Source organism: Micromonospora antibiotica, from assembly GCF_017599305.1.
Classification (GTDB): Bacteria; Actinomycetota; Actinomycetes; order Mycobacteriales; family Micromonosporaceae; genus Micromonospora; species Micromonospora antibiotica.
In genome coordinates, this window is record NZ_JAGFWR010000010.1 from 23,286 (window position 1) to 39,029 (window position 15,744).

Sequence of the window (15,744 nt, forward strand, 5' to 3'; positions counted from 1 at the left end):
GTCCTTTTCACAAAAATTGTAGGAAGTCAATCAGCTCTTCGTGTCCACCTGGCTCCGGACTGTTCTGATGATCCGGAGCGGAGTCGGCCGGTCACCCGCGCCGGGCGGGCTCCCTGCTCCCACCCGGGCCTCCCGGTTTCCATCCGGGCCTCCCGGCTGGGGGCACCGGGCGGAGACGGAACGACCCGGCGTGACGGTCGTCACGCCGGGCCGGGCCGGTCGGAGCGCGGTCGGTCAGGAGATGTCCCGCCGCCGCATGGTGAGCGTGCCGATCGCGCCGGCCACCACCGCGTACCCGATCAGGACCACCGCGCCCGCCCAGCGGGGCGGGTTGCCGGGGATCTCGGTCCCGCTGACCATCAGCGACGATGCCAGCGACGGCACCAGCACCTGGAGGTCGTTGATCCAGTCACCCCAGCGGGCGGCCAGGATGCTGATCGCGATGGCCGCGCCGACCGCGCCACCCAGGTAGAGCAGGATGCCGGTGACGGTGGCACCGATCTGGCTGCGGATCAGCACCCCGATCCCGACGCCGAGCACCGACCAGAGCAGATAGGCCAGGCCGTTGAGCGCGGTGGCCCGCCAGACCGCGCCGCTGCCGAGCTGGGAGCCCAGGTCGACGCTGCTCATCACCAGTGCCCCGAAGATCAGGTTGAACCCGGTGGTGACCAGCCAGAACAGTACGGCCAGGACGGCCGCGGCGGCCAGCTTGGCCAACATCACCGCGGTGCGGTGCGGCACGGTGAGGAAGGTGGTGGTGACCGTCTGGTGGAAGAACTCGCTGGTCACCACGATGATGCCGAGCAGCATCACGATCATCAGACCGAAGAACTGCCCGTTGGTGTAGACGTTGGCGGCCAGGCTGTCCACCGACTGCGCGGCCTGGATCTGGTCGGCCTGGTCGGCCGGCACGTCGCCGAAGTTGTTGTTGGCCAGCGCGTCGGTCTGCAACCAGTTGATCAGGGCGGTGAGTGCCCACAGCGGCACCGTGATCAGGCCGAAGATCCACCACGTGCTGGTGGTACGGATCTTCAACAGCTCGGATCGGACCAGGTTCATCGGATGCCCGCCTTCCCGGCCGTCAGCTCCAGGAAGACCCGTTCCAGGTCGGGTCGTTCCGGGGTCAGTTCGTGCAGCTCGACCTTCGCGGCCAGCGCGGCCCGGCCGATCGCCGGGGCCTCCAGCCCGCTGATCAGCAGCACACCGTGCTCGTCGGTCTCCACCGTCGCGGACTGCTCACGCAGCGCCACGGTCAACTCCTCGGCCTGCGGGGTACGCACCCGCACCCGGCCGCCCTGCGCCATCGAGCCGAGCACCTGCTCCACCGGCCCCTGCCGGATCAGCTTGCCGGCCGCGATGATCACCACGTCGTCGGCGAGGAGCTGCATCTCGGACAGCAGGTGGCTGGAGACCAGCACCGTACGCCCCTCGTGGGCGAGCCCCTTGAGGAAGCCCCGCATCCAGCGGATGCCCTCCGGGTCCAGACCGTTGGCCGGCTCGTCGAGGATCAGCACCCGGGGGTTGCCGAGCATCGCGGCGGCGATACCGAGCCGCTGCTTCATGCCCAGCGAGTACCCCTTGAACTTGCGCTTCGCCGCCGGAGTGAGCCCGACCAGGGCCAGCGCCTCGTCGGCCCGGCTCTTCGGCAGGCCCGCCGCCGCACAGATCACCCGCAGGTGATTGATCCCGGTACGACCCTTGTGCGCGCTGGACGCCTCCAGCACCGCGCCCACGTGCCGCAGCGGGTCGGTCAGGTCGGCGTACCGCTGGCCGCCGATCGTCGCCGTGCCACCGCTCGGGGTGACCAGGTTCAGCAGCATCCGCAGAGTGGTCGTCTTACCCGCCCCGTTCGGGCCGAGGAAGCCGGTCACCCGGCCGGACTCGACCGTGAAGGACAGGTTGTCGACCGCCCGTACGTTCTTGTACTGCTTGGTCAGTCCGGACACGACGATCTGGCCGGTGCTGGGGCTCCACTGCCCGTCGGACATCGTTCTCCTCCCGTGCGGCGGCGCCTCGTGCGCCGCAGTCTGCGGCGTCGTTACGCAACGCGCCGCTGACCAGCCTGACTGGCCTGGTCAAGATATGCCATCAGCCCGGGTCGGTAAGTCGTGCTCCGTCTCAGGCAGGAGGCGGTCGTCCTCAGGGACGAGACACGGGCGGCAGCGCCACCCAGGTGGCGCGGGCCCGACCGAGCAACGCGCCGGCGCTGCCGTAGAGGCTGGTGTGCACCACCGCCAGCCGTCCCTCCGCGGTGATCACCTTACCGGTGACCACGCACTCCTCACCCGGTTCGGGAAGCGCGTCGAGCGCCACGGCGATCCGGCCCAGCACGTACGGCCGGCCGGGGGCGATCACCGCCCAGCCCCCGGGGCAGTCCAGCGCCGCCCAGGTGGTCGGTGCGGTCACCTGTCGGGGGGTACGCCACGACGCGGCGGTCCGGCCGTCGGGCAGCCGGCCGGGAAAGATCCGCAGCCCGTCCGGGTGCTCCGGGCCGCAGACGTAACAGCCGGGGAAGGGGTGGTCCACCAGTCCCGGGTAGCCGGCCGAGGCGGCACGTGCGGTCACCGGGTCCACCGGGTCCACCAGGGCGACCGGGTCGGGCAGGTCGCCGGCCGGGCGTACCTCGGCGACCAGGTGCCCGTCGGGGTCGTACACGTCGCCGTCGGTGAGGGTGAGCGGGGTGTCCAGCGGCGGCGGACGACGCAGCGTCACCTCGACGGGCCGGTCCGTGTCGTACGCCCCGGCGAAGACCCCGGCGCTCCACCCGCCGTTACCCGAACCGGGCGGGCCGTTGTACCGGGATTCGATGATCATCGCCACTCCGCACGTCGTCGTCCGCCCCGGACGGCCGGACGCCCGCAGGCAGCCTCGCACGCCCCACCCGCACCACGGCACGCGCGCCGCCGGACCCGGGGCCCACCCGACTGCCGACCGGCACCCGGGCCGGCCCGGCGCCCCCGCAGGTCACTGCGGGGGCGGCCCGCCGACCGGCGTTCACCGGATCGACACCCGTCAGGCGGGGGCCCGGCCACCCGGGGCACCTACACAGGTCCCATGGCTGTTCTGCATGCCGCTGGCGCACCCCTGACGACCAGTGGATACACCCTGCTGATCGCCGACGACCCGACCCAGGTCGCGGCAGCGCAACGCCTGCGCCACGAGGTGTTCGCCACCGAACTCGGCGCGACCCTGCGTCCGGATGCCGCCGGACTGGACACCGACGACCTCGACGCCCACTGCGACCACCTGATCGTCCGTGAGGAGCGCACCGGCGCGGTGGTCGGCACCTACCGGCTGCTGCCACCGGGCCGCACCGAACGTCGGTACGCCGCCGGGGAGTTCGACCTGACCGCGCTGGACCCGCTGCGTGACCTGCTGGTCGAGACCGGGCGTTCCTGCGTCCACCCGGACCACCGCTCCGGCGCGGTGATCAACCTGATGTGGGCCGGGCTGACCCGCTACCTGCACCTGCGCGGCTCCAACTGGCTGGGCGGCTGCGCCTCGGTGCCGGTCGACGACGGTGGCCGGGCCGCCGCGCAGGCGTGGGCGCTGGGCCGCGCCGGTCACCTGGCCCCGCCGCTGCTGCGGGTCCGCCCGCTGCGGCCCTGGTTCGCCGAGCCGGGCGCGGCGGCGGCGGAGACCGCCACCGGGGACTCCGCCGGGCGGGCACTGGTCCCGCCGCTGCTGCGCGGCTACCTGCGGCTGGGCGCGTGGATCGCCGGGGAGCCGGCGTACGACCCCGACTTCCGCTGCGCCGACTTCTACGTGCTGTTCGCACTCGACCGGATGAACCCGCGCTACCTGCGGCACTTCCTGGGCGGGGCGGCACGGTGAGCGCCGAACTGTGGCGGCCGACCGCCGGCTGCGGCCCGGACTGCCTGCCGGGGGCGCGGCGGGTGGAGGTGTCGCCCGGGCGGCAGGTGGCCCGACTGCTGGGCATGCTCGGGATGCTGCTGGTCGGGGCCGTCCTGGTCGTACTGCTGCCGGTGCTGCCGACGGCGGGGCGGGCGGCGGCACTGCGGGGCTGGGCCCGGTGGACCGCCGGTGCGCTCGGGGTGCGGCTGGCGGTACGCGGGCGGCTGCCCCGGCGGCGGGCGCTGCTGGTCGCCAACCACGTCTCCTGGCTGGACATCCTCGCGGTGCTGACGGTCGCTCCGGCCCGGCTGCTGGCCAAGCGGGAGGTGCGGAACTGGCCGCTGCTCGGGCTGCTGGCCCGCGCCGGGGGCGCACTCTTCGTGGACCGGTCGCGACCCCGGGACCTGCCCCGCACGGTGGACCGGCTCGCGGCGACGCTGCGGGCCGGTCACCCGGTCGCGGTCTTCCCCGAGGGTACGACCTGGTGCGGCGTCGCTCCCTCGGCCGGCTGCCGACCGTCCCGGGGATTCCGGCCGGCGGTCTTCCAGGCGGCGATCGACGCCCGGGTCCCCGTGGTGCCGCTGCGGATCAGCTACCGCTCTGCTGCCACCGGGGCGACGACCACCGCCGCCGCCTTCCTCGGTGACGAGACCCTGTGGCGCTCGGTGCGTCGGGTGCTGGCCGCCCGGGACCTGGTGGTGCACGTCGCGGTGACCGCCGCCCTGCACCCGGCCCCCGGCGCGGACCGTCGGCTGCTGGCCCGGGCCGCCGAGTCGGCCGTGCACCTGCTCCCGCCCCGTCCGCTCGCCGTCCGTCCCACCCTCGCGCCCGTGCCCCTGGTCGGGTCGTCCGTGCCTGAGTCGGCGGTCGGGGAGAGGCTCGGCCTGGCCGCCTGACCGGCGGGGTCGGGAGGGGGTGCTGACTGCCGGCCCGACCGGGGGGAAGGGGGAGGGTTCGCGACGCGGGAGAAAGAGGGCGCGGAAGGGTTCGCGACGGGAGGTGGAGAGGGACGGGTTCGCGACTCGCGACAGTCTTGTCCTATCGCGATGTATCGCGTTACGCTCTCCTCGTGAAGTGACGCGGCTACCGGCCGCGACCCACCCGAGGGAGGCGTCATGGCCAGCTGGACGGTCGACAAACCACAACGAATCACCATCGAGGAGCCGGTCACCCGGCTCGACGTCCGGCTGATCACCGGGCGGCTCAACGTGGTCGGCACCGACGGTCCGGTCCGGGTCGACGTCACCCGGATCAGCAGCCGACCCGTCATCGTCGAGCACCGCGACGGGGTGCTCCGGGTCGGCCACGAGCGCCACCCCCGCTGGCCCGGGGTGCTCTGGTGGCTCGGGCAGCTCGGTCGCCGGTTCCGCGCCGAGGTGTCCATCGCCGTCCCGGCCGACATCCTGGCCGACCTGCACCTGATCAGCGGGTCGCTGGTCGCCTCCGGGCTGGTCAACGACACCACCGTGAACGTCACCTCCGGGCAGGTCGCCCTGATGGGCCTGGCCGGGCGTACCAACGCGCGGATCGTCTCCGGCCCGGTCGAGGCCCTCGGGGTCACCGGTGAGCTGACCCTCGACACGGTCTCCGGCGAGGTGACCCTCGCCGAGAGCGCGGCCGGCCGGGTGCACGCCAACACCGTCTCCGGGGCGATCACCTGCGACCTGGACAACCCCCGGCGCAGCGAGATCCGACTCACCACCATCTCCGGGCCGATCACCGTCCGGGTCCGCGAGGACAGCGACCTCTCCGTCCACCTGCACACCACCTCCGGGCGGATCACCAGCGGCTTCCCGCAGGTCGGCGGCGGCGTCGGGGTCGGCCCGGTCAAGGACAGCCACGGGGTGCTCGGGGCGGGCGAGGGTAAGCTCTGGGCGTCCGCGACGTCCGGCAGCATCGCGCTGCTCGCCCGGCCGGTGGACGCCGACCAGGAGGAGCTGCCGTGACCGCCGTGTTCAGTCACGGGCGGCTGCGCCTCTATCTGCTCCGGCTGCTCGACGACGGCCCCAAGCACGGCTACGAGCTGATCCGGCTGCTGGAGGAGCGTTTCCTCGGCCTGTACGCGCCCAGCGCCGGCACCATCTATCCCCGGCTGCAACGGCTGGAGGCCGACGGCCTGGTCACCCACACCGCCGCCGGTGGCCGCAAGGTCTACGAGATCACCGAGGCCGGCCGGGCCGAGCTACGCCAGCGCGCCGCCGAGGTGACCACCCTGGAATCCGACATCACCGCCTCGGTGGAGGACCTGTCCGCGTTGGCCGGGGAGATCCAGACCGAGGTACGCGGCTCGGTGCGCGACCTCAAGCGCGAGCTGCGCGAGGCGACCCGGCAGGCCCGCTGGGACCTGCCGGCACCCGCCCCGACGCCCCGTCCGGCGGCCCCGGGGGAGTCCCCCCTGCTGGCCGATTTCGACAAGCGGCTGGCCGAGTTCACCGTCGAGGTCGGCTCGCTGGTCCGGGCCGGGCGGCTCAGCGACGTCCAGCTGCGCACCGCGATCCGGGTCCTCGACGGCGCGTTGGACGGGCTGCGCCGGCTGCTGCGCTGACCAACCGGGCCGGGGTGGCGGCCGTCCGGGCCGGGCTGGCGGCTTCACAGGGATTTTGCAGGAACCGTCCAGCACTGGCGCAGCGACATCACGGATGATGGCCAGCATGGCCGCTACCCAGACTGAGGCGCGACTGCTCGTCGTCGAGGACGACCCCAACATCCTCGAACTGCTCTCCGCCAGCCTCCGCTTCGCGGGGTTCGACGTGGCGACCGCCACCAGCGGCAGCGCGGCCCTGCACGCGGCCAAGGACCACCGCCCCGACCTGGTGGTGCTCGACGTGATGCTGCCCGACCTGGACGGCTTCGAGGTCATCCGGATGCTCCGGGAGGGCGGCACGCGTACCCCGGTGGTGTTCCTGACCGCCCGGGACGCCACCGACGACAAGATCCGGGGGCTCACCCTGGGTGGCGACGACTACGTCACCAAGCCGTTCAGCCTGGAGGAGCTGACCGCCCGCATCCGGGCGGTGCTGCGACGCACCGCGACCGGTGAGCAGGCCCCGTCCCGGCTCACCTTCGCCGACCTGGAGCTGGACGAGGAGACCCACGAGGTACACCGGGCCGGCCAGCGGGTGCAGCTCTCGCCGACCGAGTTCAAGCTGCTGCGTTACCTGATGCTCAACGCCAACCGGGTGCTGTCCAAGGCGCAGATCCTCGACCACGTGTGGAACTACGACTTCCGGGGCGACGACAACATCGTCGAGTCCTACATCTCCTACCTGCGCCGCAAGGTCGACAACACCCAGCCCCGCCTGATCCACACCCTGCGCGGCGTGGGCTACGTCCTGCGCAAGCCGGCGGCGTGAGCCCGCTCGACGAGGCGAAGGGGCGGATCCGGAGCGTTCCGCTGCGGGTCAAGCTGGTCGCGGCGGTCCTCACCCTGGTGGCCGTCGCCCTCGTGGTGATCAGCTCGCTGACCACGTACTTCCTGCGCGAGTACCTGATCGGGCAGGTCGACGGCGAGTTGCAGTCGGCCAGCGTCCAGGTCGGCCGGGCGCTGCCGGACCTGGAGAGCGGACGGGTCAAGGCCGCGCTGCCCACCGACTACGTCGTCGCGCTCGCCGACGAGGACACCTCCCGGTTCATCGGGTACGACCCGGCGCTCGAACCGGACGACCTTCCCCCGGTGCCGGCGGACCTGCCCGGGTTCCGGGCTGACGAGGGCGAACCGTTCACGGTCCGGTCCCAGGACGGCCGGGAACGGTGGCGGATGCTCTACCGGGAGCTGTCCGACGGCCGGGTCCTCGCCGTCGGGCAGCACCTCACCGACGTCGACCTGGCCGTCAAGCGGCTGATCTGGATAGACATGCTGGTCGGCGGGGCGGTGCTGATCCTGCTCGCCTCGATCGGCGCGGCCATCGTGCGGACCAGCCTGAAACCGCTCGTGGAGATCGAACGGACGGCTGCGGCGATCGCCGGTGGCGACCTGACCCGCCGGGTGCCCGACCCCGAGGAGGGGCAGGAGTGCGCCACCTCCGAGTTGGGCCGGCTCTCCCGGGCGTTGAACGCGATGCTGGCCCAGATCGAGGCCGCCTTCACCGCCCGCGCCGCCTCGGAGATGGCCGCCCGTACGGCCGAGGCCGGCGCCCGGGACGCGGCGCACGCCGCGCTGGCGTCGGAGGCCCGCGCCCGCCGGTCGGAGGAGCGGATGCGGCAGTTCGTCGCGGACGCCTCGCACGAACTGCGTACCCCGCTGACCACCATCCGGGGCTTCGCCGAGCTGTACCGGCAGGGCGCCGCCCGCGCCCCGGAGCAGACCGCCGACCTGCTGCGCCGCATCGAGGACGAGGCGGCCCGGATGGGGCTGCTGGTGGAGGACCTGCTGCTGCTCGCCCGGCTGGACCGGGAACGACCGCTGTCGCTGGCCCCGGTGGAGCTACCGGTGCTCGCCTCCGACGCGGTCGAGGCGGCCCGGGTGGTCGCTCCGCAACGGCGCATCGAGCTGGAGATCGCGTCGGGCTCCGGCCCGCTGGTGGTGCACGCCGACGACGCCCGGCTGCGGCAGGTGATCGGCAACCTGATGACCAACGCGCTGACCCACACCCCGCCGGAGGCGTCGGTGACCCTGCGACTGCGTTCCGAGGCCGGGAACCTGGCCGTGGTGGAGGTGGCCGACACCGGGCCGGGGCTCGCCCCGGAGCAGGCCGAGCGGGTCTTCGAGCGGTTCTACCGGGCCGACGCGGCCCGGACCCGCCGGGCCAGCGGGATCACCAGCACCGGGCTGGGGCTGGCCATCGTCGCCGCCCTGGTCACCGCGCACCAGGGCACGGTGGAGGTGGCCGAGACGCCCGGCGGCGGGGCGACCTTCCGGGTCCGGCTGCCGCTGCTGCCCGAGTCCGGCGGTGACGGTGAGTGATCCCACTCCGGGCCGGGAGTGGCTTTCAGAAAACTTCCAGGGGGATTCCAGGCTGGTGACAGTGGCACAGGGAAAACTAGTGGCATGACCGAGTTCGAGACCGACCCGCAGCGTCGGCCGGCTGCCACCGACGCCGAGCCGTCGCACCCCTCCGCCGAGCCGTCCCGCGTCGAGCGCGGCGAGTCCGACACCACCGCCTCTCCGGGCGGCACCGCCTCCCCTGGCACCACCGCCGCCGGCACCGCGGGGGCGCCGGCCGGCACATCCCACCCCGGATCGTCGTACGCGCCACCGTCGTCGCCGTACGCGCCGCCCGCCGCGAGCGCGTACCCGCAGTCGTCGTACCAGCCTGCGGCGGCCTCCGGTGACCAGGCGTACCGGCCCGGCTATCCGGCGTCCACCGGCTACCCGCAGGCGGGGCAGTACCCGTCGGCCGGTTACCCGCAGCCCGGCCAGCACCAGTCCGGTTGGGCCGGCGGCTACCCCGGCCAGCACCGCCCCGGCCAGCCGGGCGCGGCGGCGCAGTCCGCCGGTTATCCCGGTTCCGCCGTCGGCGGTCAGCCGGGTGCCGGTTACCCCGGCCAGCCCGGCGCGCAGTCGTCCGGGGGTTACCCGGGGCAGCCGTCCGCCGGCTACCCGGGTCAGCCCGGCCCCGGCGGGCCGCAGCAGCCCGGCCAGCCGGCCCCGCCGTGGGCGTCCGGCCCGGCGCCGCAGGCCGGCAGGGTGGCCAAGTTCGTCGGCGCGGGGGTGGCGGTCTTCGCCCTGATGCTCGGTTCGGGCGTGGCCGGCGGGGCGCTCGCCCTGGCGGTCGACGGCGACGGGGGCGGCATCACCCGCAACTACTCGGCCGCCCCCGTGATCAACAGCGCCGACCTGCCGAAGATCGCCGCCTCGGTGCAGGACAGCGTGGTCTCGATCATGACCGACAGCGGCGAGGGATCGGGCGTGGTCCTCAGCTCCGACGGCTTCGTGCTGACCAACAACCACGTGGTCGCGTCCGCCTCCGGCAAGACCGTCCGGGTGGTGTTCGCCAACGGCCAGTCCGCCCCCGCCGAGATCCGCGGCACCGACCCGAAGACCGACCTCGCGGTGGTCAAGACCAGCGGCCTGGACAACCTCAAGGCGGCGAAGTTCGGCGACAGCGACGCCATGCAGGTGGGCGACCAGGTGCTCGCCCTGGGCAGCCCGCTCGGTCTGCAGGGTTCGGTGACGGCCGGCATCCTCAGCGCCCGGGACCGCACCATCCAGGCCGGCAGCGGCGACAGCCCGCAGCAGGCCCCGCAGGGTGGCGCCAGCTCGATCTCCGGCCTGCTCCAGACCGACGCCCCGATCAACCCGGGCAACTCCGGCGGCGCGCTGGTCAACACCCGGGGCGAGGTGATCGGCATCAACACCGCCATCGCCACCGCCGGGCAGGGCAGCACCGGCAACATCGGGGTCGGCTTCGCCATCCCGAGCAACAAGGCCAAGAACGTCGCCGAGAAGCTCCAGCGGGGTGAGAAGGTCAGCCACCCGTCCCTCGGCGTCAGCGTCAACGCGGCCGAGGACGGCGGGGCCCTGGTGGCCGCCGTCACCGGGGGCAGCGCCGCCGAGAAGGCCGGCATCCAGCGGGGCGACGTGATCACCAGGTTCGGCGACAAGGTGATCAACGACTCCAACGATCTGGTCGGCGCGGTGCAGGCCGGCAAGGTCGGCGACCGGGTCCAGGTGACCTACAAGCGAAATGGTACGGAGGCGACTGCAACCGTGACGCTCGCCGAGACGTCATAGTCCTCAGACCTACCTCCTCCGGGCGGCGGGCGGCGGAGCCAAGGGGGTTGGCTCCACCGCCCGCCGCCGTACGCACCCCGGTCGGGCCCCACCCGACCGGGGTGCGTTTGGTTGTCCGGCCAGCGGGAAATCGCCGCCGATCCCGGGTCGGGACGAGGTTCCGTAGCGGGACAACGGGGGAGGATTCGTGGCCGTGACCCACCGTCCGTCGGAGCGCCCACCGTCCGGGCCGCCACTGCGGATCGCGATGCTCGTTCCGCCCTGGCTGTCGGTGCCGCCGCCCGGGTACGGCGGGCTGGAGCAGGTGGTGCACGGGCTGGTCGACATGCTGGCCAGCCACGGCCACCAGGTGACCCTCTTCGGCGCGGGCCGGCAGCACGGCACCGCCGCCGACTTCGTCTCCACCATCGACGAGGTGCAGTACGACCGGCTCGGTGAGTCGCTGCCGGAGCTCGCCCACCTGGCACGGGCCAACCAGTTGATCTCTGCCGCCGACTTCGACGTGATCCACGACCACACCACGATCGGGCCGCTGGTCGCCGGCCGGCGTGCGGTGCCCACCGTGGCGACCGTGCACGGCAACCCGGTCGGCGAGTACGGCGCGGTGCTCAGCGACACCGATCACGGGGTGGGCCTGGTGGCGATCTCCCACGCCCAACGGCGGGCCAACCCCGGCCTGCCCTGGGTCGGCACGGTGCACAACGCCCTCAACGCCCGGGACGTGCCGACCAAGCGGCAACCCGGCCGGGGCCCGGTGCTCTGGCTGGCCCGGTTCAGCCCGGACAAGGGCCCCGACACGGCGATCCGGGCCTGCCGGGCGGCCGGCCTGCCGCTCACCCTGGCCGGCAAGTGCAACGAGCCGGCCGAGCGCCACTACTTCGCCGAGGTGGTCCAGCCGATGCTGGGCGACGACGTCGACGTGATCATGAACGCCGACCGGGAGGCGACCCTGCGGTTACTGGTCGACGCCCGCTGCCTGATCATGCCGATCCAGTGGGAGGAACCGTTCGGCATGGTGATGGTGGAGGCCATGGCGACCGGCACACCGGTGGTGGCGCTACGCCGGGGCGCGGTGCCGGAGGTGGTGGTCGACGGGGTGACCGGACTGGTCCGCGACCGGGCCGAGGAGCTGCCGGCGGCCCTGCGCGAGGTGGTCCGGCTCGACCCGGCGGCCTGCACCGCCCACGTGGCCGACAACTTCTCCACCGGGCGGATGGCGCGCGGCTACGAGGCGATCTACCGGGCCGTGGCACTCGGCGTGGCCCCGCCCGTGCACCGGCCCGTCGCACTGCGTACCCGCTGAGCGGGGTGCGGGGCGGTGCAGCGGACGGTGGTTCCGGTGCCGGCGTAGGGCGTCAGACGGCGGTCGCGGCCAGTTTCCGGGCGGCGGCTTCGAGTTGCCGGCCGTACGCCGCGGTGATGCCACCCTCGTCGATCCGGCGGGTGACCTTCTCGCGGAGCGCGGTCGCCTGCGCGGGCACGTCGGACTGGCCCTCGGCGGCGGACCGGGTCAGGTTGGCGAGCACGTTACGCAGGTCCAGGCCGACGTCCTCGCGGACCTCGCCGGTGCGGACCCCGTCGTCGATCAGCTGACGCATCCGGTCGGCCGCCTCGGTCAACCCGCCGCCGCCCTGCCCGCCGTCGGGGGTGGTGGTGGGCTGTGGGCGGGGCGGTGTGGGCGTCGTGGTGGCCCGCCGGGGCGCCGGCTGCGCGGTGGGGTCCGCCGGTGGCTGGGTGCGCGGCGGCGACGGCTCCGTCGCCGGGGCCTCGGTCTGCCGGGCGACCGGCGGGGTGGTGTGGGTCCCCGGCTCCAGCAGCGGGGCGAGCAGGAGGACCGCCGCGACGGTGAACACCACCAGCGCGCCCACCGCCACCAACGGCCGCCGCGACGGCGGCAGCTCCGGCTCCGGCTCGTGGGGCCCGGTCGCCGCACGACCGTTCCCCGTGCCGCCGCCACCTGCGCCACCGTTGGCCGTGCCACCTGCGCCACCCGCGCCGTTGTTCGCCGCGCCGTAGGCGGTGTGCCGGCCGTCCGCCGCGCCGGGGCCCGGCGGTCCGCCTGCGGGGGACCGGTCGCCGGATGCGCCGCCGGACCCCGCCCCGGCCAGCCCGGCTCCCGGGATGCCGGTGCCGGCCGCACCGCCAGGACCCGCGCCGACGCCGGAAGCCGCACCGACGCCGGCCACTGCGCCCACGCCCGAAGCCACGCCGACGCCGCCCGCCGCACCGACGCCCGACGCCGCGCCCGGCGTGCCGGCCAGTGCGGGCAGGGTGACCGTGGGGGAGAGCATGGTGGCCGCCTGCGGATCACCGGGCAGCAGCTGGTCCCGCAGCGCGGTGGCGACCTGGTGCGCGGTCGGCCGCTCGTGCGGGTCCCGGGCCAGGCAGCGCAGGCAGACGTCCACCACCACCGGAGGCAGCCCCGGCACGCCGTCCAGTGACGGCGGTGTCTCGTCGACGATCGCGTCGGCGAGCTGTTCCCAGGTCTCCGCCGGGTACGGCGGATGGCCGGTCAGCGTCTCGTAGAGCAGCACGCCCAGGGAGTAGACGTCGGTCGACGGCTGGGCCGGTGCCCCGTCCAGGCGTTCCGGGGCCACGTACGCCGGGGTGCCGAAGGTGCCCCCGTCCTCGTCGTCGTCGGGGGTGCCGACCTGGGTGGCGATGCCGAAGTCGAGCACCTTCGCGCCGGTCCGGGTCATCATCACGTTCGCCGGGGTGATGTCCCGGTGCACGATGCCCAGCCGGTGCGCCGCCGCCAACGCCTCGGCGACCTGGGCGCCCACCTCGACCGCCTCCGGCCAGGGCAGCGGACCCTCGCTCAGCCGGTGCTCCAGCTCCTCGCCGGTGAGCAGCTCCATCACCACGAACGAGGTGATCTCGCCGTCCGGGGCGAGCGCCTCGCCGTAGTCGTGCACCGCGGTCACGTGCGGGTGGACCAGTTGGGCGGCCGACCGGGCCTCCTCGCGGACCATGTCCCGGAAGCGGGCGTCGGCGGCTAGCGACGGCGCGAGCACCTTGACCGCGACGACCCGGTCCAGCACCTCGTCGCGGGCCCGCCAGATCACCGACATCCCGCCGGCCCCGATCCTGTCGAGGAGCCGGTACCTGCGGGCCAGCAACCTACCGGCGTTCAGGGCTGCCATCAGTGTTCGCACCTGCCTGGGGTTCGGGGTGGTGTCAGGTTGCGCGAATGTGTCCCCCCTGTCAACGGTTGTCCATTTGTCCGGTGACCCTCCGCAGTGGCGGTTTCGCCCACCGCCACCGGTTCCCGATCGACGCCGGTGACCAGCGGCTGCGCCGCAGGCACGGGCGGTGGCGTGCCAGGATGAACGACATGAGTGGCGGTCCGGTGGCGTTCGTGCTCGGCGGCGGGGGAGTGCTCGGCGCGGTCGAGGTGGGCATGCTGCGTGCCCTGTTCCGGGCCCGGATCCGCCCCGACGTCGTGCTCGGCACCTCGATCGGCGCGGTCAACGGCGCGTTGGTCGCCGCCGACCCGTCCGAGGCGGTCACCGACCGGCTGGTCCGGCTGTGGGCGTCCCCGGAGGCGAGCGAGGTGTACGGCGACTCGGTCGCCCGGCAACTGCGCCGCTTCGCCGCCCGTACCCACCTGCACTCGCCCCGGCCGCTACGCAAGCTGCTGGAGGGGGAGCTGGGCGCGGACACCACCTTCGCCGACCTGAAGGTGCCGTTCCGCTGCTGCGCGGCCAACATCGAGCGGGCCGCCGAACACTGGTTCCACACCGGACCGCTGGTGCCGGCGGTGCTCGCCTCCGCCTCCGTACCGGGGCTGCTGCCGCCGGCACAGATCGACGGCCAGCATTACATTGACGGCGGGATCGTCAACTCCATCCCGATCGGCGAGGCGGTCGCGGTCGGCGCGACGCAGATCTTCGTCCTCCAGGTGGGGCGGATCGAGCGGGAGCTGACGCCGCCCCGCCGACCGTGGGAGATCGCCCAGGTCGCATTCGAGATCGCCCGCCGGCACCGGTTCGCCCGGGAGATGGCGGCCCTGCCCGAGGGGGTACGGGTGCACGTGCTGCCGACCGGCGGGCTGGAACCACGCGACGACAGCCCGTGGGCGTACCGGGACATGGCGGCGGTGGGTCGGCGGATCAGCCGCGCCTACACCGCCTCCCGGCACTACCTGGCGAGCCTGGACCGCTGATGCCGCTGCCCCCTCGGTGGGTACGCCGGCTGTTGTTCGCACCCGGGGTGATCCTGCTCGCGGTCACGGTGCTGACCACGGTGCCGGTCTGGGCGCTGCTCGCGCTGGCCGCGTCGCCGTTCGTGCCGGGCCGGTTGCGCCCGCTGCGGCTGCTCTGGATCGGGTGCGTCTACCTGGTCTGGGACGCCGCCGCACTGGTCGCCCTCTTCGTGCTGTGGCTGGCCTCCGGATTCGGCCGGTGGAAGCGCACGCCGTCCTTCCAGCGGGCACACTACGTGCTCGCCGGCTGGTTCCTGCGGGTGCTGTTCTGGCAGGCCCGGTGGACGCTGCGGCTGAGCATCGACGTGGTCGGCACCGACCCGGACACCGCCCTGCCGGGCCGGCCGGAGCTGGTGCTCTGCCGGCACGCCGGCCCGGGTGACTCGTTCATCCTGATCCACTCCCTGGTCAACTGGTTCCGGCGGGAGCCCCGGATCGTGCTCAAGGAGGCGCTCCAGTGGGACCCGGCGATCGACGTGCTGCTCAACCGCCTGCCCAACCGGTTCGTCGCCGCCGGTGACGGCCGGGACGCGGCGGTCCGGCAGATCGGTCACCTCGCCACCGGCCTGGACGACGACGACGCCTTCGTGATCTTCCCGGAGGGCGGCAACTTCACCCCCGGCCGACGCGTACGGGCCATCGACCGGCTCCGCGCGCTCGGGCTGGAGCGGATGGCGGTGCGCGCCGAGCGGATGCAGCACGTGCTCGCCCCGCAGCCCGGCGGGGTGCTCGCCGCCCTGGACGCCGCACCCGAGGCCGGCGTGATCTTCGTGGCGCACACCGGCCTGGACCGGATGCTCACCGTCGCCGACGTGTGGCGGGAGCTGCCCATGGACAAACGGATCGTGATGCGGTTCTGGTCGGTGCCGCCCGAGGACGTCCCGACCGGCCGGCAGGAACGGATCGACTGGCTCTTCGACTGGTGGGACCGGATCGACAGGTGGATCGCCGCCAACCGGGACGGCGTGACCGCTGAATGAACGCACCGTGACGGTCGACCGGTTCGCCGCCG

At 73.7% G+C, this 15,744-nt stretch carries 12 protein-coding genes and 3 pseudogenes; 11 read left to right on the plus strand and 4 right to left on the minus strand.

What is annotated here, in order from left to right; all coding sequences use genetic code 11:
* Positions 1–234: 234 nt before the first annotated feature.
* The 3 genes from JQN83_RS18320 to JQN83_RS18330 form a co-directional block, all read right to left on the minus strand.
* Positions 235–1,059: a DUF2705 family protein gene (locus JQN83_RS18320; RefSeq protein ID WP_208568347.1), complete on the minus strand. Its 825-nt coding sequence runs from the start codon at positions 1,057–1,059 to the stop codon at positions 235–237.
* Positions 1,056–1,988 (minus strand): ABC transporter ATP-binding protein, encoded by a 933-nt coding sequence (locus JQN83_RS18325; protein ID WP_208568348.1) that lies wholly within the window; start codon positions 1,986–1,988, stop codon positions 1,056–1,058. Before JQN83_RS18325 ends, JQN83_RS18320 begins: the two co-directional genes overlap by 4 nt.
* Positions 1,989–2,139: 151 nt before the next feature.
* Complete coding sequence (locus JQN83_RS18330) at positions 2,140–2,814, minus strand: hotdog fold domain-containing protein (protein WP_208568349.1); 675 nt, start codon at positions 2,812–2,814, stop codon at positions 2,140–2,142.
* Positions 2,815–3,054: 240 nt separating this feature from the next.
* On the opposite strand from JQN83_RS18330, the gene JQN83_RS18335 reads away from it, so the two are divergent.
* The 9 genes and pseudogenes from JQN83_RS18335 (at position 3,055) to JQN83_RS18370 (ending at position 11,831) form a co-directional block, all read left to right on the plus strand.
* Positions 3,055–3,834, plus strand: a complete 780-nt coding sequence (locus JQN83_RS18335) for a GNAT family N-acetyltransferase (protein WP_208568350.1) — start codon at positions 3,055–3,057, stop codon at positions 3,832–3,834.
* Positions 3,831–4,686: pseudogene (locus JQN83_RS18340) on the plus strand (lysophospholipid acyltransferase family protein); the annotation flags it as partial. The gene JQN83_RS18335 and the pseudogene JQN83_RS18340, both read left to right, overlap by 4 nt.
* A 284-nt stretch (positions 4,687–4,970) precedes the next feature.
* Positions 4,971–5,801, plus strand: coding sequence for a DUF4097 family beta strand repeat-containing protein (locus JQN83_RS18345; protein WP_208568352.1), 831 nt, complete (start codon positions 4,971–4,973; stop codon positions 5,799–5,801).
* Positions 5,798–6,400, plus strand: coding sequence for a PadR family transcriptional regulator (locus tag JQN83_RS18350; protein ID WP_208568353.1), 603 nt, complete (start codon positions 5,798–5,800; stop codon positions 6,398–6,400). The genes JQN83_RS18345 and JQN83_RS18350 overlap by 4 nt, the downstream gene beginning before the upstream one ends.
* 106 nt (positions 6,401–6,506) lie before the next feature.
* Entirely contained in the window at positions 6,507–7,208 is a 702-nt protein-coding gene (locus tag JQN83_RS18355; RefSeq protein WP_091068807.1) for a response regulator transcription factor, read from the plus strand.
* Positions 7,205–7,370, plus strand: a pseudogene (locus JQN83_RS34370) (two-component sensor histidine kinase); the annotation flags it as partial. The gene JQN83_RS18355 and the pseudogene JQN83_RS34370, both read left to right, overlap by 4 nt.
* A gap of 137 nt (positions 7,371–7,507) precedes the next feature.
* Positions 7,508–8,758 (plus strand): annotated as a pseudogene (locus tag JQN83_RS18360) (sensor histidine kinase); the annotation flags it as partial.
* An 84-nt stretch (positions 8,759–8,842) separates the two neighbouring features.
* Positions 8,843–10,528, plus strand: coding sequence for a trypsin-like peptidase domain-containing protein (locus JQN83_RS18365; RefSeq protein ID WP_208568355.1), 1,686 nt, complete (start codon positions 8,843–8,845; stop codon positions 10,526–10,528).
* Between the two features lie 193 nt (positions 10,529–10,721).
* A complete protein-coding gene (locus JQN83_RS18370; RefSeq protein ID WP_372444069.1) occupies positions 10,722–11,831 on the plus strand; it encodes a glycosyltransferase family 4 protein in 1,110 nt (369 codons plus the stop codon).
* 52 nt (positions 11,832–11,883) lie between these two features.
* Here JQN83_RS18370 and JQN83_RS18375 read toward each other — a convergent pair whose 3' ends face one another.
* Positions 11,884–13,671, minus strand: a complete 1,788-nt coding sequence (locus tag JQN83_RS18375) for a serine/threonine-protein kinase (RefSeq protein ID WP_208568356.1) — start codon at positions 13,669–13,671, stop codon at positions 11,884–11,886.
* 191 nt (positions 13,672–13,862) lie between these two features.
* Between JQN83_RS18375 and JQN83_RS18380 the strand changes: the two genes are divergently transcribed.
* Both JQN83_RS18380 and JQN83_RS18385 read left to right on the plus strand, forming a co-directional pair.
* A complete protein-coding gene (locus JQN83_RS18380; protein ID WP_208568494.1) occupies positions 13,863–14,693 on the plus strand; it encodes a patatin-like phospholipase family protein in 831 nt (276 codons plus the stop codon).
* A complete protein-coding gene (locus JQN83_RS18385) occupies positions 14,693–15,712 on the plus strand; it encodes a 1-acyl-sn-glycerol-3-phosphate acyltransferase (protein ID WP_208568357.1) in 1,020 nt (339 codons plus the stop codon). The genes JQN83_RS18380 and JQN83_RS18385 overlap by 1 nt, the downstream gene beginning before the upstream one ends.
* Positions 15,713–15,744 lie beyond the last annotated feature (32 nt).